Source organism: Cupriavidus sp. 2TAF22 (assembly GCF_052115045.1).
Taxonomy (GTDB): Bacteria; Pseudomonadota; Gammaproteobacteria; order Burkholderiales; family Burkholderiaceae; genus Cupriavidus.
In genome coordinates this window covers 1-18,372 of record NZ_JBFRFX010000060.1, presented here as the reverse complement: position 1 = coordinate 18,372, position 18,372 = coordinate 1, and the positions used below count along the sequence as shown (strand labels likewise).

The 18,372-nt window shown below is 61.0% G+C and carries 15 protein-coding genes; 10 read left to right on the top strand and 5 right to left on the bottom strand.

Annotation, left to right across the window (positions count from 1 at the left end):
* Window positions 1–376 precede the first annotated feature (376 nt).
* The 5 genes from gabT (at window position 377) to AB4Z48_RS36960 (ending at window position 6,383) form a co-directional block, all read left to right on the top strand.
* Window positions 377–1,639: a 4-aminobutyrate--2-oxoglutarate transaminase gene (gene gabT, locus AB4Z48_RS36980; protein ID WP_441623301.1), complete on the top strand. Its 1,263-nt coding sequence runs from the start codon at window positions 377–379 to the stop codon at window positions 1,637–1,639.
* On the top strand, window positions 1,608–1,760 hold the full coding sequence (locus AB4Z48_RS36975) for an aldehyde dehydrogenase family protein (RefSeq protein ID WP_441623300.1): 153 nt from the start codon (window positions 1,608–1,610) through the stop codon (window positions 1,758–1,760). The genes gabT and AB4Z48_RS36975 overlap by 32 nt, the downstream gene beginning before the upstream one ends.
* A gap of 90 nt (window positions 1,761–1,850) precedes the next feature.
* The gene (locus AB4Z48_RS36970) at window positions 1,851–3,578 is read left to right on the top strand and encodes a thiamine pyrophosphate-binding protein (protein ID WP_441623298.1); all 1,728 of its coding nucleotides are present in this window, start codon (window positions 1,851–1,853) and stop codon (window positions 3,576–3,578) included.
* A gap of 28 nt (window positions 3,579–3,606) precedes the next feature.
* Complete coding sequence (locus AB4Z48_RS36965) at window positions 3,607–4,848, top strand: Zn-dependent hydrolase (protein WP_441623296.1); 1,242 nt, start codon at window positions 3,607–3,609, stop codon at window positions 4,846–4,848.
* Window positions 4,849–4,883: 35 nt separating this feature from the next.
* Window positions 4,884–6,383 (top strand): aldehyde dehydrogenase, encoded by a 1,500-nt coding sequence (locus tag AB4Z48_RS36960; protein ID WP_441623295.1) that lies wholly within the window; start codon window positions 4,884–4,886, stop codon window positions 6,381–6,383.
* A 648-nt stretch (window positions 6,384–7,031) separates the two neighbouring features.
* On the opposite strand, the gene AB4Z48_RS36955 is transcribed toward AB4Z48_RS36960, so the two are convergent.
* Window positions 7,032–7,967: a LysR substrate-binding domain-containing protein gene (locus tag AB4Z48_RS36955; RefSeq protein ID WP_441623293.1), complete on the bottom strand. Its 936-nt coding sequence runs from the start codon at window positions 7,965–7,967 to the stop codon at window positions 7,032–7,034.
* 202 nt (window positions 7,968–8,169) lie between these two features.
* Here AB4Z48_RS36955 and AB4Z48_RS36950 point away from each other — a divergent pair, with 202 nt between their 5' ends.
* The 4 genes from AB4Z48_RS36950 (at window position 8,170) to AB4Z48_RS36935 (ending at window position 12,884) form a co-directional block, all read left to right on the top strand.
* Complete coding sequence (locus tag AB4Z48_RS36950) at window positions 8,170–9,057, top strand: FAS1-like dehydratase domain-containing protein (protein ID WP_441623291.1); 888 nt, start codon at window positions 8,170–8,172, stop codon at window positions 9,055–9,057.
* Window positions 9,054–10,319, top strand: coding sequence for a CaiB/BaiF CoA transferase family protein (locus tag AB4Z48_RS36945; protein ID WP_441623289.1), 1,266 nt, complete (start codon window positions 9,054–9,056; stop codon window positions 10,317–10,319). Before AB4Z48_RS36950 ends, AB4Z48_RS36945 begins: the two co-directional genes overlap by 4 nt.
* A gap of 252 nt (window positions 10,320–10,571) precedes the next feature.
* The gene (locus tag AB4Z48_RS36940) at window positions 10,572–11,552 is read left to right on the top strand and encodes a Bug family tripartite tricarboxylate transporter substrate binding protein (protein WP_441623287.1); all 981 of its coding nucleotides are present in this window, start codon (window positions 10,572–10,574) and stop codon (window positions 11,550–11,552) included.
* A gap of 291 nt (window positions 11,553–11,843) precedes the next feature.
* Window positions 11,844–12,884, top strand: coding sequence for a porin (locus AB4Z48_RS36935; RefSeq protein ID WP_441623285.1), 1,041 nt, complete (start codon window positions 11,844–11,846; stop codon window positions 12,882–12,884).
* Window positions 12,885–13,870: 986 nt separating this feature from the next.
* On the opposite strand, the gene AB4Z48_RS36930 is transcribed toward AB4Z48_RS36935, so the two are convergent.
* The 4 genes from AB4Z48_RS36930 to AB4Z48_RS36915 all read right to left on the bottom strand — a co-directional run bounded on the left by AB4Z48_RS36930 (window position 13,871) and on the right by AB4Z48_RS36915 (window position 17,042).
* On the bottom strand, window positions 13,871–14,131 hold the full coding sequence (locus tag AB4Z48_RS36930; protein WP_441623283.1) for an XRE family transcriptional regulator: 261 nt from the start codon (window positions 14,129–14,131) through the stop codon (window positions 13,871–13,873).
* A 738-nt stretch (window positions 14,132–14,869) separates the two neighbouring features.
* A complete protein-coding gene (locus AB4Z48_RS36925; protein WP_441623281.1) occupies window positions 14,870–15,565 on the bottom strand; it encodes a nucleotidyl transferase AbiEii/AbiGii toxin family protein in 696 nt (231 codons plus the stop codon).
* Window positions 15,562–16,065: a helix-turn-helix transcriptional regulator gene (locus tag AB4Z48_RS36920; protein WP_441623280.1), complete on the bottom strand. Its 504-nt coding sequence runs from the start codon at window positions 16,063–16,065 to the stop codon at window positions 15,562–15,564. Before AB4Z48_RS36920 ends, AB4Z48_RS36925 begins: the two co-directional genes overlap by 4 nt.
* A gap of 680 nt (window positions 16,066–16,745) precedes the next feature.
* The gene (locus AB4Z48_RS36915; RefSeq protein ID WP_441623278.1) at window positions 16,746–17,042 is read right to left on the bottom strand and encodes a hypothetical protein; all 297 of its coding nucleotides are present in this window, start codon (window positions 17,040–17,042) and stop codon (window positions 16,746–16,748) included.
* Window positions 17,043–17,593: 551 nt separating this feature from the next.
* Between AB4Z48_RS36915 and AB4Z48_RS36910 the strand changes: the two genes are divergently transcribed.
* Window positions 17,594–17,824: an IS1096 element passenger TnpR family protein gene (locus AB4Z48_RS36910; protein ID WP_441623276.1), complete on the top strand. Its 231-nt coding sequence runs from the start codon at window positions 17,594–17,596 to the stop codon at window positions 17,822–17,824.
* The last annotated feature ends 548 nt before the right edge of the window (window positions 17,825–18,372 follow it).

Sequence of the window (18,372 nt, the reverse complement as noted above, 5' to 3'; positions counted from 1 at the left end):
GCCACGGTGGAATTGACTGATGGTCTGATCAATACCCAAAACCGGCCCTCAATTCAAGGGGTGTCATGGAAGTCCCTCCAGTTTTCGACGATTGTCGAATCGTTGGTCCGGCCAATATGGTCCCAATAAAAAGTGACTCATAGGACTTATTTTTGTTCCGTGTTCATCGATGTGAGGGTAATTTCCCTTTGATTGGACGGACCACCGGGTCAAATATCAGAATTGATTTGGCGTTTCCGAAAGAAAAACATAGAATTGGTCCGGCCATCAGTCTACCGGTAGGGTCGCAGGATGCAATGCGACGCCGGGAACACCTCTAACAAGACTAGACGGGTCGAAGACCCCGGATACAACGCCAAACCAAAGGAGCAATGTCATGAAGAACGCAGACCTGGTCCGCCGCAAGGATGCCGCCACCCCCCGCGGCGTCGGTGTGATGTGCAATTTCTACGCCGAGCGCGCCAAGAATGCGGAGCTTTGGGATGTGGAGGGCAATCGCTATATCGACTTTGCGGCGGGCATCGCGGTGCTCAACACCGGCCACCGTCACCCGCGCCTGATCCAGGCCATGCAGGAGCAGATGGAGCGCTTCACCCACACGGCCTACCAGATCGTGCCCTACGCCAGCTATATCGAGCTGGCCGAGAAAATCAATGCCCGCGTGCCCGGCGCATTCGCCAAGAAGACCGCCTTTTTTACCACGGGCGCCGAAGCCGTCGAGAACGCCATCAAGATCGCCCGCGCCGCCACCGGCCGTCCTGGCGTGATTGCCTTTTCGGGCGGTTTCCACGGCCGCACCATGATGGGCATGGCCTTGACCGGCAAGGTCGTGCCTTACAAAGTCGGCTTCGGACCCTTCCCGTCAGATGTGTTCCACGCGCCGTACCCGTATGCCTTGCACGGCGTAAGCGTCGAGGACTCGATCAACGCGCTGCAGCAGTTGTTCAAGGCCGACATCGACCCGAAGCGCGTCGCAGCCCTCATTTTCGAACCCGTGCAGGGCGAGGGCGGATTCAATGTCGCGCCCGCGGAATTTGTGCGCGCCCTGCGCGCCATCTGCGACGAGCACGGCATCCTGTTGATTGCCGACGAGGTGCAGACCGGCTTTGGCCGCACCGGCAAGCTCTTCGCCATGGAGCACTACGACGCGGTGCCCGACTTGACCACCATGGCCAAGAGCCTGGCTGGCGGCATGCCCTTGTCGGCCGTTTGCGGCCGGGCCGAGATCATGGACGCGCCGGCCCCCGGCGGCCTGGGCGGTACCTATGCCGGCAATCCGCTGGCGGTGGCGTCCGCGCTGGCGGTGCTGGACGTGCTGGAAAGCGAAAAGCTGATCGCGCGCGGTGCGGCGCTTGGCCGCAAGTTGCAGGACAAGCTCGATGCTCTGAAGTCACGCGTGCCGGAGATCAGCGAAGTGCGTGGCATTGGCGCCATGATCGCCGTGGAGTTCCGGAAGCGCGACGGCAGTCCGAATCCGGAGTTTTCCAAGCTGGTGCAGGCCCGCGCCATGGAGAAGGGGTTGCTGCTCCTGTCTTGCGGCGTCCACGGCAATGTCGTTCGCTTCCTGTTTCCGTTGACGATTTCCGACGAAGTGATGGACGAAGGCCTTGAAATCCTGGCTGGCGCACTGCTTCAGTAAGCCGCGAAAAAGGCCGTTCGGCGGCGTCAAGCAGTCCGGGCTTGGCCGCGAAGGCTCGAAGTACGGCATCGAGGACTACCTCGAAATCCAGTACCTGTGCATGGGCGGCCTGGATCGCTGAGTCGTCCGGCAAGTCGCCGCATACAGAAAATTCAACGAGCCCGGTCGCCGTTAATTCAGCGGCGGCCGGGAAAGCAACGGAACCAATGACATGAGCAACCAATCTCCTCGCACTTCACAGGCCCTGCCTGAGCGCAATGGCGGTCAGATCCTGATTGACCAACTGATTATCCAGGGCGTAAAGCGCGTCTTTCTGGTGCCGGGAGAAAGCTATCTGCCTTGCATCGACGCGCTGTACGACCATCAGGACAAGATCCAGCCCATCGTCTGCCGGCAGGAGAGCGGAGCAGGCTATATGGCGGAGTCCCATGGCAAACTCACCGGCGAGCCTGGCATCTGCTTTGTGACGCGCGGCCCGGGCGCCACGAACGCCAGCATCGCGGTGCACACGGCGTACCAGGATTCGACGCCCATGATCCTGTTCGTTGGCCAGGTCGGAAATGACTTCTACGAGCGCGAAGCATTCCAGGAGATCGACTACCGCCGCATGTTCGGGGAGATGACCAAATGGGTGGCGCAGATCGATCGCACCGATCGCATTCCCGAATTCATCGCGCGCGCGTTTGCGGTGGCCACCAGCGGCCGGCCTGGCCCGGTCGTGCTGGCGCTGCCAGAGGACACACTATGGGGCAAGGCCAGGGTCGCCGACGTCCCGCGCTATCGCCGTGCGTACAGCGCGCCCACGCCGGATGCCATCGCGTCGCTGGCCGAGTTGGTCGAGCAGGCCGAGCGGCCGTTCCTGTTGATCGGCGGCTCCGGCTGGACGCCGGAAGCCGCCCGACAGATGGAGGGGTTTGCCGAGCGCTTTGCGTTGCCGGTCGGGGTTGCGTGGCGCCGCCTGGAGTGCTTCGATAACCATCATCCCAATTTCGCCGGCCACGTGGGCTGGGCGATGCCGGATTCGCTGCGCCAGCGCGTACTGGAGAGTGACCTGCTGATCGCCGTAGGCACCCGCATGGGCGAGGCAACCAGCGAGGGGTATACGGTGGTGGAAAGCCCGCTGCCGAAGCAGCGCCTGATCCATGTGTACCCGGACGCCAACGAGCTTGGCCGCGTGTTCCATCCGACGCTGCCCATTGCCGCCGATGTCGTGTCGTTTGCCGCCGCGGTGAGCCAGCTATCGCCAACGGCCGCGCGCGGTGCGCGCAATGCCGGCCATGAATCGCATCAGGCGTATCTGTCGGAGCAAGAACCCAAGGCCGCGCCCGGCGCGCTCAACCTCAATGTCGCTGCTTGCCACGTGCGCGACAACGTGCCAGAAGACACCTGCATCACCGTGGGCGCTGGCAACTACGCGCTGTACCCGCATGCCTACTACCGCTTCAAGGGCGTCGGCACCAGCCTGGCGCCGACCGTGGGATCGATGGGCTACGGCCTGCCCGCCGCCATTGCCGCCAAGCTCGAGAACCCCGATCGCACCGTGATCTGCTACGCGGGCGATGGTTGCTTCCAGATGAACCTGCAGGAGCTCGGCGTGGCCATGCAGTATCGCGTCGGGATCGTCGTGCTGGTGTTCAACAACGGCATCTGGGGCACTATCCGCGCCCACCAGGAGCGCGAGTTCCCTGGCCGCACCGTGGCGCTGGGCTTCGACAATCCGGAATTCAGCGAACTGATTCGCGCTTATCGCGGCTATGGCGAGATCGTTGCAAGCGATGAAGAGTTCGGTCCCGCGTTCGCGCGTGCGCTGGCGTTCGCCAATAGCCAGCAATTGCCGGCATTGCTCGAGCTGCGCTATGACGCCGACGGCATTGCGCCCGGCATGACACTGTCGCAGATCCGCTCGGAAGCCTTCGCCCGGCAATCCGACGCCAAGTAATGGCCACGACCGTGCAAGGAGAAATGAGATGACCGCACTCGCAATCAATGGCGACCGCTTGTGGCAATCGTTGATGGACCTCGCGGCGATCGGCGCCACGCCCAAGGGCGGCAACGCGCGCCTGGCGCTCACTGCGCTTGACGGGCAGGGTCGCGACCTGGTGACCGGATGGATGCGCGATGCCGGCCTCAGCGTGACGGTCGACAAGGTTGGCAATATCTTTGGCCGCCGCGCCGGACGCAACGACGCGCTGGCTCCGGTCATGACCGGCAGCCATATCGACACGCAGCCCACCGGCGGCAAGTTCGACGGGTGCTACGGCGTGCTGGCGGGGCTGGAGGTCATGCGCACCCTCAACGACCACGGCATCACCACCGAAGCGCCGCTAGAGGTGGCGATCTGGACCAATGAAGAGGGCTCCCGGTTTGTCCCGGTAATGATGGGTTCCGGCGTGTTCGCCGGCGTCTTTCCGCTGGAGATCGCACTGTCGGCCACCGATACCGACGGCAAGCGCGTGGCGGACGAACTGGCGTCGATCGGCTACGCCGGCGATGCGGAAGTCGGCCGCCAGATTGGCGCATACTTCGAAGCGCATATCGAGCAAGGCCCCGTGCTGGAAGCGGAAGACAAGGTGATCGGCGTAGTGACCGGATCGCTCGGCCTGCGCTGGTATGACGTCACCGTGACCGGCATGGAGGCGCACGCCGGCCCCACGCCGATGCCTCTGCGCAAGGACGCGCTCTACGGCGCCACCTTCCTGATGCAGGAAGTGATTCGCATCGCCAACGACTTCGCGCCGCACGGGCGCGGTACCGTGGGCGTGGTCAATGTGCATCCGTCGTCGCGCAATGTCATCCCCGGGGCCGTGAAGTTCACGGTCGACCTGCGCCACCTCGATCCTGCGCGGCTTGCCGAGATGGATGCACGGCTTCGCGCCGCCTGTGCCGCCGTGGCGGAAGGCACCACCACCGGCGCGGCCCTCGATGTGGCCGTGGAAGACGTGCAGTACTTCGCGCCCACGCCGTTCGCGCAGGAACTGATCGGCCATGTGCGCGAGCAGGCGGCCGCCAGGGGCTACAGCCACCAGGACATCGTTACGGGCGCCGGCCATGACGCCGTCTACATCGCCGGCATCGCGCCCACCGCGATGATCTTCGTGCCCTGCAAGGACGGCATCAGCCACAACGAGATCGAAGACGCCAAGCCGGAGCACCTGGAGGCCGGGGCCAATGTACTGCTCGGCGCCATGGTGGCACAGGCTAACGCCTGAGCTTGCCGATTCCCAATGAATGCAAGGAACCCACGATGAACAATCTGCGAGATCTCGCCCATTGGCGCAAGCAGGCGGAAGCGGTGCCGATCCGTTCGCAAGCCTATATCGACGGCTGCTGGGTTGACGCCGCCGATGGTGCCACCTTCGAGACCCTCAACCCCGCTACCGGCAAGGTGCTCGCCACGGTTGCTGCCTGCGGCGCCGAGGATGTCGACCGCGCCGTGCGTGCCGCGCGCAAAGCGTTTCGGTCCGGCGTCTGGTCGGACTTGCCGCGCAGCGTCCGGAAGGCGGCCCTGCTCAGGCTATCGCAGCTGATCGACGCGCACCGCGAAGAACTGGCGCTGCTGGAAACGCTCGACATGGGCAAGCCCATTGCCGAGACGCTGCAATACGACATTCCCGAGGCCGCTCGCACCTATGCCTGGTACGGCGAAGCCATCGACAAGATATACGACGAGATCGCGCCTACCGGTCCGAGCGTGCTGGCCACCATCACGCGCGAGCCGTTGGGCGTGGTCGCGGCGGTGGTGCCCTGGAACTATCCGCTGCTGATGGCCAGCTGGAAGGTGGCGCCTGCGTTGGCCGCAGGTAACAGTGTGGTGCTGAAGCCGGCGGAGCAATCGCCGCTGACCGCGTTACGGCTGGCGGAACTTGCCGAGCAGGCCGGCATTCCGGCAGGTGTCTTCAATGTGGTCCCGGGTCTTGGCGCTGCCGCCGGGCAGGCATTGGGCCGCCATCCGGATGTGGATTGCATTGCCTTTACCGGTTCCACCGCAACCGGCAAGCGCTTCATGGAGTATTCGGGGCAGTCCAATCTCAAGCGCGTGTGGCTAGAGTGCGGCGGCAAGTCGCCGCACATCGTCTTTGACGACTGTCCGGACCTGGACCGTGCCGCGCAGGCCGCCGCCATTGGCATTTTCAGCAACCAGGGCGAGATCTGCATCGCCGGTTCCCGCCTGTATGTGCAAGGCGGCATCTATGATGCGTTCATGGAGAAGCTGGAAGCGCATGCCGCGCGCATGCAGCCGGGCGATCCGCTGGACCCTGCTACTGCAATGGGCGCCATCGTCGACGGCGCGCAGTTGCAGCGGGTGATGTCCTACGTGAAGAGCGGCGAGGACGAAGGTGCCCGCCTGCGCGCCGGTGGCAAACGTGCGCATGCAGATAGCGGCGGCTTCTATATGCAGCCAACCATCTTCGAGTGCCCGACGCAGTCGCTCACTATCGTGCGCGAGGAAATCTTCGGCCCGGTGCTGGCAGTGACCCGGTTCGATACGGAAGACGAGGCCATCCGCATGGCCAACGATTCGCCCTATGGCTTGGGCTCGGGGCTCTGGACATCCAATCTGGCCCGCGCCCACCGCGTATCGCGCAAGCTGCAGGCGGGGCTGGTATGGGTCAACTGCTATATGGACAGCGATGTGACGGTGCCGTTCGGCGGCGTGAAGCAGTCCGGCTCGGGACGGGACAAGTCCTTGCATGCGCTGGACAAGTACACCGATCTGAAGACGACGTGGATTAGCCTGGAGTGACGATAGAACCAGCAGACCGGACACATCGAGGAAATCATGGCGCAGATTATTCAGTTGAACGCGGTCAACGCTCAGTGACCTGCAGCCGCTAGCCGGTTGTGCGTTACGAGCATGCGCGTCGAGCGACTTGCTCCGAGAAGCTCTGGTGTATTGAGCTGCCCAGCCACCACGTGGCAGGCAGCCGTCGCGGCAGAGTGGATGGCGCCGGCTGGGAAATGCTGTTCGTGGCCGTGGATGACCACGAACAGCGTCGCTTTCACGGCCATGCATCCGGACGAGCCGCGACCGCTACCTGATCCGACGCCTCCTTCGCGGGCGACGATTCGCACCATTCACCGCAGCCATGCCAAGCACTTCCATCAGAATCAGGTGCAGCGCCACAGAATAGGTAGCAAGAATCGAAGTACTTCCGACGCCTTCTGGCTGCCTTCCCCCGGATCCTGGCGCTTCGTTTCGTGTGTTCAATGTCGCCGCTCATCCGGCGGCCCGCGCGGCGTCTAGCACGGCTTCGATGAAGCCCGCCGGGCCGCACGCATAGAGATGCTTTGACGACAAGGGCGAGCCGGAAAAGGACGCCAGGTCCGCGCGATCATCCGCTAGCAGGGTGCGAAAAGCGCAGGGTGCTAGCGAGAGTGCCGGCGCCATCCATCAGCTCGGTTGCGCGGCATTGAGCAAGGCCTCCTCGATTGCCGCCGGCGTGAGGTCAGGTGCCAATTTCCCGACGAACTCGTACAAATGGCGTGGCCAGTAGGCGCCTCGCCTGGCGAGCGCATAGACGGTGCTAGTGGGAAACAGGTGGTCTACGGGGCTTGCATCCAGCTTGCGATCATGTGAGCGGGAGTACGCAACGAGCGGGATGATAGCCAGCCCCACGCCAGAGGCGGCGTAATTCTTCATAATCTCGACATCGGCCCCGCGCACAGCAATCTTGGGCATCAGGTCGGCATCCTCGAAGGCTTCGTGGACGCGTCGGCCAATGGCGTGCTGCTCGCTGTAGGTAATCAGCGGATAACGAGCGATGGCCTCAAGCGTTAGCGGCTGGGCATCGAACACCGGATGGCCACGTTCCCCAATCAGAACATGCGCGAGTTCGTAGCAAGGAATGGCTGCGAGCGTCGGTTGCAGGAACTGAGGCGCGGTGGAAAGCCCGAGGTTCACCTCGCCGGTGGCCACCAAGTGTGCAATTTCCGATGGGGAAGCCTGTACCAGATGTAGCCCCACGCTGGGGTAGCGCTTGGAGAACGAGGGCACGATGTCCTGCAGCACATAGCGGGCATGGGTATGCGTGGTGGCGATGGCCAGGCGGCCATTCGCCTCCCGTCGGTGATCCGCAACGATGTGGGCAATGTCCTCCGTTGCGGCCAACATGCTGCGCATGCATTGCAGCGTCCGTTCTCCAACGTCAGTAAGGCCGAAGATGCGGCTCTTGGAGCGGATTAGCAGCGCTGCCCCAAGGCTTTCCTCCAGCAGTGCGATCTGCTTGCTGACCGCTGACTGGGTCGTATGAAGTTCCCGGGCGGCCCGTGACACGTTCATATCGTAGTCCACGACGGCGCAGAAAGCCCTTACTTGCTGCAGTTTCATGATGCTTCCTTGCTAGGAACAGCGCTCACCCTGGCTGCCCGTGGCGAGTCTCTTCCCATGGTGCGTTCTTGAGGCGGGGCCCCGAACCGCCGGTGCCAACACGACTATTCCAGTTTGGAATCCTAATCTGAAATTTACCATTTCTTGGAAACGTCCCGGGAAACTACCATGGCGGCATGGAAAACCCAAGCGAGACAACAGCATGACCTCCAGCATTACGCCGGCATCCCTCGACGCGCTGCAATCCTGGATCGGCCGCAGCGAGACGGCAACCGACGTCGTTACGGTGCCCTTGGCCGAGCGCTTGATGGCCACCCTTGAGTCCCCTCGCAGCACTTCCTTCGCGCAAGGTGTTGAATTTCCCCAGATGTGGTACAGCGTGCTTTTCCCGCGCGTCGTGTCGCGGTCTCAGCTGGGCCGGGACGGCCATCCCGCGCCAGGCGATTTTCTGCCCCCAGTACCGCTGCCAAAGCGCATGTTCGCGGGCAAGCGAATCCAGTTCCTCGCTCCCATACGGATCGGCGACGAACTCACTCGGACGTCCGCCATCGCCTCCGTCACGCCCAAGCAAGGCAGTTCCGGACTGTTGGTCTTCGTGACGGTGCGCCACACCGTCAGCAACGCAGTTGGTAATGTGGTAGTCGAAGAGCAGGATATCGTCTATCGAAACAACGCTCTGGGTGAGGCCAGTGGCCCGGTCAACGCATCGCCGAAAGCTCCTTTCGAAGCGACACATCGATCCATCACCATTGTGGCGGACGCCGTAACGCTCTTCCGCTATAGCGCCCTCTGCTTCAACGGCCATCGCATTCACTATGACTATCCGTACGCCACGGAGGTAGAAGGCTATCCTCGCTTGGTCGTCAACGGAGGCCTCTCCGCGCTTTTCGCCGCCGAGCACGTCCACCATGCCTGGGGTGGAGTGCGCCTGGCAGGCATCACGACGCGCAACACGGCGCCGTTGTTTGAGGGTGAATCATTTCAGGTCGAGAGCCGCACCGGTGACAATCCCGGCGAAATTGCGTTCCGAGTCGTGACAGAAACGGGGAAAACGACGCTGCAAGGCTCCGGCATGCAGGAGGTGGCATGAACGCGTCCACTCCGCAAGAAGCCGCCGCCGCAGGCGAAGGTGTTGCCCCTCTGGGTGGCCTGCGCATCGTCGACCTGACGCAAGTCGTGGTCGGACCCTATGCAACCCAGTTCCTCGCTGACTTTGGCGCGGAAGTCATCAAGGTTGAGCATCCATCTGGCGACCTCGCCCGCTGGATAGGAGGGGGCTCGCCGACGCCAGGCATGGCCGCCAAATACTTGCACCTGAATCGCAACAAGAAGAGCCTGGCGCTGGACCTGAAAAAGCCGGGCGCTCTTGACGCCCTCAAAAAGCTGATCGCCACCGCGGATGTGGTTGTGCATAACATGAGGCCGGCTGCCGCCGCGCGCCTTGGGCTGTCGGCTGAGGATCTGTTCAGAATCAAGCCCGACCTCATCTATTGCAGCGTGGTGGGCTTCGGCCAGCAGGGGCGCTATCGCGACAAGCCGGCCTACGACTCTATTATTCAGGGAGCCTCCGGCCTGGCTGCCATCAACAACGGCGGCGACGGACAGCCTCGCTTCGTGCCGATGGTCATTGCCGACCGTACCGTCGGTGTGATGGTCGCCAACTGCATCCTGATGGCAGTGGTGCAGAGACTGCGCCACGGCGGGCCGCAGGCTATCGAAGTTCCCATGTTCGAGTGCATGACCGCATTTGTGCTGGCCGAGCACTTGTTCTTGAAGACTTTTGACCCACCCCTTGGCGACACCGGGGACTCGCGACTACTTGACCCCAACTCCCGGCCAGTTCCAACTGCTGATGGCTATATCTGCGTGACGGCCAATACCGACGCACAAGTCTTCGCCATGTTCGAGGCCATAGGACGCCCCGAACTGCGCACTGACGCGCGCTTTGCCGAAAAGCGGGCACGCTTCGAGAACATCGGGGAGATGTTCCGTATCCGTAACGAGGCATTTGCGGCACGAACCACAAGAGAGTGGCTTGAAATCTTAGAAGCAGCAGACATTCCCGCAGCTCCATTGCACACGCTCGACTCAGTGCTGGAGGACCCGCACCTGGCCGAGACGGGCTTCTTCCAGAAGGTCGAACATCCTACCGAGGGGACGATTACCAATCTGCGAAATCCGATTCGTTTCTCGAGCTACGAACCGACTCTCAATTGGCCGGCGCCGCATATCGGAGAACATAGCGTTGAGTTGCTGCGCAGCATCGGGGTTGCCGAGCGGGATATCGACAACTTGCTGACCATCGGCGCAACCGTACACCGCACTACGGCCATCGAGGAGCAGGCACGATGACAGGCATGGCTGAACGCACTAAGCAGCGTGCATTGCCCGTCTGGCGCTCGCTACTCTATGTCCCGGCGCATCGTTCCAACTGGACGGACGCATGATTGACCTTCCTATCATCGAACGGGCCCGTCGACTGCTTGAGCGGCAGCGGCACATCGAGTTTCGCGGCACGCGTTCCTGAGCCCTTGTAGGGCAGGATCGATTGCCCGCCGCCCATTTGCCAATCAATTCGAGCATCAGTCGAGGAGACTTTATCCAATGTTCAAGAAAGCTGCATTTGCGTTGACACTCAGTTGTGTCGCGGTAGTCCCTGGGGTGCTTTACGCCGCAGACAAGTATCCATCGCGTCCCGTCACGTTGGTCGTGCCATTCACGCCCGGTGGTAGCACCGATATCATTGCGCGTGTCATGGGCAAGCAGCTGAGCATCGCGCTCGGCCAGCCCGTAGTAGTGGAAAACAAGCCCGGGGCAGGGGGTGTTGTCGGCACCCAATACGCGAAGCTGCAACCGGCAGACGGGTACACGCTCATTCTGGGCGCAGTCGGGACATTTGGCGCCAATACGACCCTATACCGGCGCTTGCCCTACGACCCGGTGAAGGATTTCGCGCCTATCTCGTTGGTAGCGAGCGTGCCCAACGTCCTGGCAGTCAATCCCGAAAAGCTCGACGTGAAAACCGTGGATGGTCTGATACAAGCCCTTCGCGCCAAGCCCAATGGCTACGATTATGCATCGGCGGGAAATGGCAGCGCTGCGCATCTTGCCACCGAGTACTTCAAGCTGAGGGCGAATGTGCAGATCCAGCACGTGCCTTACAAGGGCACCGCTCCGGCGCTGAGTGACTTGGTCGCAGGCATGACGTCGCTAGCGCTGACGGGCTATCCACCTCTTTCCCCCTTCCTGAAGGCAGGCCGTCTGCGTCCCATCGCCGTTGCTTCGGCGAAGCGATTGCCACAGCTACCCAACGTGCCGACCATCAGTGAGACCAAAGGCTTTGAGGGATTCGTCGCGGATCAGTGGTATGGACTGCTGACGGTCGCCGGGACGCCCCGGCCAATCGTGGACAGGCTCAACAAAGAAGTGGTGGCCGCCTTGAAGAATCCCGAGACGCTTGAACTGTTCCGCAAAGAAGGGCTTGAGCCGATGTCCAACACGCCCGAGCAGTTCGCGGCGTACATCAAGGACCAGATTCAACTTTGGCGAGGCGTCGTCCACAAGGCGAACATCACCATCGATTGAGGGCGGTCAGCTCTCAACTCTCCGAAGATCTCCCGCTTTACAGCGGCTCCATCTGAAGCTGCTGAGCAGCTTTCGATGTCAATCGCTTTGGTACCGAGACAAGTCCGGTAACCAGACGGCTACTTTTCGTTGGGAATATCCATCTGTATCGGTTTTTGCCTCCATCGATACGAGGCAGCGGCTTCTTGCGCCCATGTTTTTCATGCGACATGTCCATATCAGAGTTTCGCGGCTACGTCGCGGCAAATCAGCGAGCTCGAAAATCCACAAGAAAAGAGGAGAACAGATTCAATGCAGCGAAAGATCGCCCTTTGCCTCACGATGTTCGCCACTGCCGCACAGGCGCAGGCCCAGTCAACTTCCAGTGTGACGTTGTATGGCGTCATGGATACCATGGTGCGCTACTCCAACAATAATGCTGGCGGTGGGAATCTCGCCGAACTTGCGAGCGGCTATTACAACGGTTCACGCTGGGGCATGCGCGGAACTGAGGAGCTCGGGGGTGGCTTGTCTGCGCTGTTCAATCTGGAAAGCGGGTTTGATCCAACAACGGGTATGGGGTCGCAAGCCACGAAGACGGCCAGCTACGGGGAACAATCCACGAACGGGCAGCCTCGCCTGTTCGGGCGCGCTGCCTTCGTTGGGCTGAACAAGGTCGGCTTTGGCAGACTCACCTTTGGGCGCCAGTTCACCACCGCGTACGACGCGACAAGCCGCTTCCAGCCGAACGGGCACCCGAACCTGGACGCCGTTACGATTCTCAACGGCTACACGGGCCCACGGCAAGACAATATGGCCAAGTACTTTGGCCAGTGGGGGGCATTCTCGGCAGGTGCGCACTACACCTTCGGGGAGGTGCCGGGCCAGACAAAGCGTAGTTCCAGCTATGGTGTCTCGGTGGGATACACAGACAGCCGCGTCGACGTCGGCGCGTTCTGGCAGCAGGCTAATGCACTGACCACTCCGGAATCTCGCAAGGTCTGGGGTCTCGGCGGAAACTACCAGGCAGGCATCGTCAAGCTGACCTTCGGCTATCTCAACAATCGCTTCGATGTCAGCCCGACGCGCAATGATGTCTTCACCGGCGGCTTCGCCATCGATGCAACCTCTGCACTCACGCTGTCTGTCGCGGCGCACTATGACAGGCAGCAGAATGCCGACGGCAGCCGGATTATGGTGAACGGGGTCGCAGACTACGCCTTATCAAAGCGGACGGACGTCTATGCGGAGGTCGACTTTAATCGAATCAACGGCGGCTACACGCTACCGACATTCATGGGTGAAAAAGGAAGCAAGGTGGGTGGTGGTATCGGGCTTCGGCATCGATTCTGACGCGCAGTATTGACGATGGTTGACGTCCAGTCGGCCCTAAAGGAACGGGAGGGCGTCTAATGGGCTATGGGCAGGGTGCTTATCCGGGACGAGGCACCGTCATGCCGGCTGCGCGTTGCCTAATTGAAGCCGCTAAAATGCCCGGGCGGTCTCTGCCAGGGCTTTTTAACGGCTTCCTGTAACACCAGCCACAACCGACCGCCTCTGAAGACCCGAGCCAGCAGCCAGCAGCCAGCAGCCAGCATGTCGGCATGTCGGCTGGCGCCTCAGCCGCCCTATCCTCGCAGCAAAACGCAATTAATCGCCTAGCGTCAAACTCCCACAACCCATGGAGCCAGCAAGCGACGAGGCCAATAGCGGCAATGAAATGTGGTCGATGCTGACTAAGCTCCGCATCTGCTCCCGGGAGGCCACGTTCGAACTTCCTCGGGGCAGTGGACATGTGGGCTGTGGCGCAGGTCTTCAAACTGCGCCACAAGTTGGCGCGGATTTAGCGCAGTATGAGGATCTACTTAAGTGACGCACGACGTACCTGGCGCGGCCAGAGTGCAGTTCATTCGTCGCTTGGCCTGGAGAGGAGGGTGACGCCGCACGCCAAAATTAAAAACGCGCTTAATCGCCAAGCTTGACCTACAACCGTGCAAATGTTGGCTGGCGTCAGGTCGGTTCCTCTTGGAGTAGAGGGCAGCCAGCACACGCAGCTTCCTGGCTTGCCTTTTCACGGGACGGGCCTCCATGGCGTCGGTTGCAAGGACGGCCAGGAAGCGTTCGTAGCAGAGGCCAAGTCCACAAGGGTGAGGAAGGCCAGTCGCTTACCCAATTGCAACGCGGCTTACAGGATCAGGCGGCAGGCCGACAGCGTTGCCGCACTGCCTGCATAGGGTGCAAGTCCCGGAGTGAGGGGAGCCAGGTCGTCCGCCGCGGCAATGCAGATACTAGATGCGCGATTGTCGCCGGTGCGGTCGGACAGCGGCTTGCGGAGGAAATCATTGCAAGGTGATGCTTAGCCTATCCAGCCACTTGTGCAGTTCGGCCACGCGGAAGGACTGGAACTTGCCGCAAAGTGCCAGGAGAAGATCCGATTGCGAGGTCTCGAGCAGGGTGGCGGCCTCCGACAACCGCATCCCACTGACCTGAATGCGGTCGGTGATGTCTTTCACGATGTTTGCCTTCAGCGGGATCTCTTCGGCGTCGGCGAAGCCAAGCTGCGCATAGACATTGCTGGTTCCATACTCGAAGCAAAACATGTGATCTCCTTTCATTCGCTAGACAACAACCCCTTTCTGCATCGTGCGTGGCGGTGGCTGAGGACGCGATTATTCAGCGAAGACAATGTCAACACAATCCCGGGGAAATACGGAGGCTGGTGTGACTAGCGGCCCACGTGGGCGGCGGCAGGCCAGGAGAGGTGGGACGCCGGGGGCGTCGCGCTGCCTCGGCAACTGTCAGAACGCAGGACGTTCCCTCGTACCCGCCACCGCAGCGGCGATGCGTTCCTCTTCACGCGCTATCGCGAGTGTTTCGCTGTAGCATCTCGATTCCGCCTACGTAACTGCCGAAGGCGCCTGTTGCACGTTCCTCTATCTCATCTGCCGACGTCAGTCCAACTGCAACGAGTGCGCGAATGTCTTCGCGATCGTTATCGGCGAGTCACGCGATTTTGCTGGCAGCGAGATCCACAGGGGAGAGCACGCGCACCTGTATCTGATCCAGGCTGAGGTCCACCGTCTTCCTGGTAGTCCTCGTGCATCAGCGCGAATGCCATCGCCAGAACACAAAAAACTACCGCATTGCCACTTAGTCAGTCCTCGCTTTGGCGCGGTCTTCAGGTCGAGGCCCATTGCTCGAATGGAGGTACAGGTAGGTGTACGTTCACCAAGCCTGAAGTTGTGCAGCAAGCTGTTGCACAATTGTGGTCAGTGCACTGACGTAGAAAGCGAGAGCGCCAAAACCGCCAGATTTCGCGCAAAAAGTACGGCTACCCCTTACGGGCGATATCGTTCCCGCGCCCTCTGCGGAGCGTCATCCGTTTCCTGCAGCGAATCGAGAAAATCCCGCGTCAGCGCGACACACTCATCAAAGCTGCGGTCGAAGCTGATCCGCTGGATCCTGGCGAACTGCTCGCGCATGATCGGCGGGCCCGCCTCGATTTGGCCCAGGAAGGCGGCTGCATGCCTCAGCAGAAACGGCGCGGCATGCGCGAGGGCTGTTGGTTCTTGCTCGACCACGACGGCCAGGTCGAAGAGATCCCGTGCGATGGCGCGGTCGCCCCGATGGTAGAGCTTCTTGGCAACGATTTCGGCTGCAGTCTCCACTTTGACTGGCTGCCCCATGATCTCCCAGATCTCGAATGGCTCGTCAGTCAGGTTGGGCGAGGCCACGACGTCGACTTCGCCGGCGTCAAGGACCAGCTTCACGAAGTTCCCCTGCTCCACATAGTCGCTCGTGATGCCCTCTGCAGTCTCGCTCAAACGGGGTGTCACGAACCCTAGATATTGCGGGTCCGGCACAAAGAGGTCGATATCGCGTGAAAAGCGATGGCGGTACCGGAGCATCAGGACCGTCCCGCCCCCGAAGGTCCAGAACGGCTCGATACCCCCGTGCTTCCTGACCTCCTCCATCAGCGTGAAGGCGTGAGGGAACAGGCTTTCCCAGGTGTCACCCTGGAGCTCAATCTTCATGCCCACAGCCCTCCGCGTGTCGCCGTCAATGACTGCGCGAGTCGTCTGAGGTTCTTCCAGATGTCGGCCGGTTTCCGGTGCTGCTTCGCCGCCACCTCGGCCACTACCTTGGTGACGAGTTGCAGTGGCGCCTCATCCAGGACCTGGGCTACTTGCGGTCGAAACTCCGCCGGCACCTCGCCAGTGGCCAGCGCCCATTCAAGCAGATCAGGCGTGAGCTCGCCGGCGTAACTGACGTTTGCGCCCTTCGCGGCCATCCATAGTGCGCGGGTCGGTGTGCCCCTGGCCTGGCGGCCGGCGTCGGGATCGTACACATCAAGCGCAAGGCCTAGGACGTCCATCAGCCGGCCCAGCGTTTCGAGCGTGGCGTTCACGGTTCCATGCTCAATGCCGTTTAGGGACTGGCGCGACAGTTTGGCCATATCCGCCAGTTGCTGCTGGGTCAGGCCGAGGGCGATCCGCTTGTGTTGAATCGTATTACCCAAGAGTGCAGGGTTCATGGCGAGAATCTCCGCTCGATGTGTCAAGTATAGACGACATAGACGGGGATATGGTTTCTTCGGCAATTGGGGGAATCGTCCTTTTCCTGCAGATTGATACGGTTGTGGTCAGCCCCGAGGGTGTGGGTTGCAGACCATTCGCCTGACCTTATTGCGGCCATCCGAGCACTTGTCGTACAGCTTTGTTCCGAACGACACTCCGAAAAGTGTAGATGTCGGCATTTGTGTATCGCTACGTTGGCAGGGAAGGGCAGCGCCAGCTCGAGGCGGCGGGTACAAACCTTTCGAATCTTGTGGAGGACGTGCGGCAGGAATTCGCTACCTGACCAACGCGCGTTATCCCATAGGACGGGTGGCAACGCTGCTGGGCTATTCACGCCAGTCGTCGTTTACGCAATGGTTCACTGCCCGATTTGGCACTCCGCCGCGTGCCTGGCGTGCCTCGCACGTGAAATGCAAATGTTCAGGTTTGTTTGATGCCTGCCCTTGGCCCGGGAATGGACGACCGCGGGCCGGACCTGCTTGTCTCTTCCCGGGGCTTCTTGCCGATAGCACATGGCTGACACGTTCAGCCGCGGGCATGGGAATCGAGAGTGCAAGCTAAGTTGTGATCGTGCTGGGCCGACTCGGTCGATGACGGCCTCCAACTCTGCGATCGATCGGGTCAGCACGCATTGCCGCTACTTAACGTGCAGGATCACGAGTCCCTCCGAGATCGTTGGGGCACTTGCGCCATTGCCAGTAGCGTTCTGTGCGATCCAATCCTTAGCCTTTTGGCTGCTTTCATCAACCCCCGTCTTGTCATTGCAAACGGTAACTGAGAAGCCAAATTCACCATCCTCGCTTCGGGCCAGTGTGTAGCTGACAAAGCCTTGGACCGAACGCATCAGTGATTCGATCTCAGGAGTGCGCCTCTCCAACAAATCGAAGAGTTCCTTAGCGCCTGCTCCCGAATATGCTCTTATTACGGTGTGCATGATATATCACTCACTTTGATGCCCTGGAGTTGGCGCGAATACGGTGCTGGGTGGAACCCTTAGTCGGTAGTCAATGCGACCAAGAGGTTCTTCTACGCCCGATTCATGTTGGCCAGTAGATGCCAGAAGGCTACTTTACATAGGGGCTGATTTGCATTCGGCCCCCATCAGGAACAACTTTGGCGGCGAATAGAAAAAATGCCAGTGATTTCTGGAGAATTTCCGTCTGTCCGCCAGCGGGCGAGGGAATTGAGGTCTATGAGTGACCTCCCGGGATAGTGCTGGCAGCGTTTGTCGACGGATGATCGGCGACCAAGTGCTGTACGGCCTCGGGATTGGCTATGTCGACGCACATCTGCCGGGCGCTACCCGGCTGACACCCGGCAGTGCTCCGTGGACGCGAGACCGGCGTTTGTTGGCAGTCGCCGATCGTCTGCGGCTGGCCGATCGGCCGCTCACTGGGGACACGCCCCCAAGCGGAGACCGCGCCAAAGCGGGGGCGGACGACCGGATCACTGTCAGGAGGCCAATGAGGCACCTACAATGCGCGCATGGCTTCCGATCCCGGGCCGGCGACCTCCGTCCTGCAACTTCGAATTGCTCTGCGTGGCCTGAGCCCGTCGGTTTGGCGACGCGTCCTCGTTCCCGAGCACTTGACGCGCGGGCAATTGCACAATGTGATCCAGGTCGTCATGGGCTGTGCCGACGAACGCACACGTTTAGCATTCGTGGCAGGCGTTACGGCGAAGCGCATGAAGGCATCCTGCAATTTTCCGCGGTAGCAAACGAGCTGACGCTGGCCGCGTTTAATCTGCGCGAGCACGAAGGCTTCGTCTTGCGACGTTGCGTGGCGGGTGGCGGCCCTTGCGCCGGGAGAGTTCGCGCATCCCGTGAGCGCGGGCGGCATGTTGGCACTGGGCTGCATCCTCATAAAGTGCAACAAGGAGCACTCATTGCACTGCGGCCGGCCCGATTGGCCGCGCCGTCAAAAATATTTTCCAAAAGGACTTGCCACTTCGATAAGCGCGCATTAATATTCGCTCCCTCGCAACGAAATGCGCTGCAGCAAAGCAGAGTAAAGCACAAGTTGTGGGGTAAAAAGAAAGGAAAAAAGCAATACGAATTCGTTCAGTGATGTTCGGGTTTAGTAGCCGGTTTTCTCTCGTTTTTATGTGCTGCAGACAAAGCAGCGACGCGGTAAGCAAAGCGAACCGCGGCAAGTTCTTTAACAAACAAACAACCGATAAGTGTGGGCGCTTGATAGCGGATGCCCGGTGCGCAAGCATCGGAGCTTACAAGTTATAAAGTGCTCGCACAGTAAAACATGTTC

What these genes read in the sequence shown, in the direction of transcription:
- AB4Z48_RS36940 (WP_441623287.1), top strand. Translation starts at nt 10,572, where the DNA reads ATGTTCAAGAAAGCTGCATTTGCGTTGACACTCAGTTGTGTCGCGGTA.
- AB4Z48_RS36910 (WP_441623276.1), top strand. Translation starts at nt 17,594, where the DNA reads ATGGCTTCCGATCCCGGGCCGGCGACCTCCGTCCTGCAACTTCGAATT.
- gabT (WP_441623301.1), top strand. Translation starts at nt 377, where the DNA reads ATGAAGAACGCAGACCTGGTCCGCCGCAAGGATGCCGCCACCCCCCGC.
- AB4Z48_RS36945 (WP_441623289.1), top strand. Translation starts at nt 9,054, where the DNA reads ATGAACGCGTCCACTCCGCAAGAAGCCGCCGCCGCAGGCGAAGGTGTT.
- AB4Z48_RS36920 (WP_441623280.1), bottom strand. Translation starts at nt 16,065, where the DNA reads ATGAACCCTGCACTCTTGGGTAATACGATTCAACACAAGCGGATCGCC.
- AB4Z48_RS36925 (WP_441623281.1), bottom strand. Translation starts at nt 15,565, where the DNA reads ATGAAGATTGAGCTCCAGGGTGACACCTGGGAAAGCCTGTTCCCTCAC.
- AB4Z48_RS36930 (WP_441623283.1), bottom strand. Translation starts at nt 14,131, where the DNA reads ATGTTTTGCTTCGAGTATGGAACCAGCAATGTCTATGCGCAGCTTGGC.
- AB4Z48_RS36960 (WP_441623295.1), top strand. Translation starts at nt 4,884, where the DNA reads ATGAACAATCTGCGAGATCTCGCCCATTGGCGCAAGCAGGCGGAAGCG.
- AB4Z48_RS36970 (WP_441623298.1), top strand. Translation starts at nt 1,851, where the DNA reads ATGAGCAACCAATCTCCTCGCACTTCACAGGCCCTGCCTGAGCGCAAT.
- AB4Z48_RS36965 (WP_441623296.1), top strand. Translation starts at nt 3,607, where the DNA reads ATGACCGCACTCGCAATCAATGGCGACCGCTTGTGGCAATCGTTGATG.
- AB4Z48_RS36915 (WP_441623278.1), bottom strand. Translation starts at nt 17,042, where the DNA reads ATGCACACCGTAATAAGAGCATATTCGGGAGCAGGCGCTAAGGAACTC.
- AB4Z48_RS36935 (WP_441623285.1), top strand. Translation starts at nt 11,844, where the DNA reads ATGCAGCGAAAGATCGCCCTTTGCCTCACGATGTTCGCCACTGCCGCA.
- AB4Z48_RS36950 (WP_441623291.1), top strand. Translation starts at nt 8,170, where the DNA reads ATGACCTCCAGCATTACGCCGGCATCCCTCGACGCGCTGCAATCCTGG.
- AB4Z48_RS36955 (WP_441623293.1), bottom strand. Translation starts at nt 7,967, where the DNA reads ATGAAACTGCAGCAAGTAAGGGCTTTCTGCGCCGTCGTGGACTACGAT.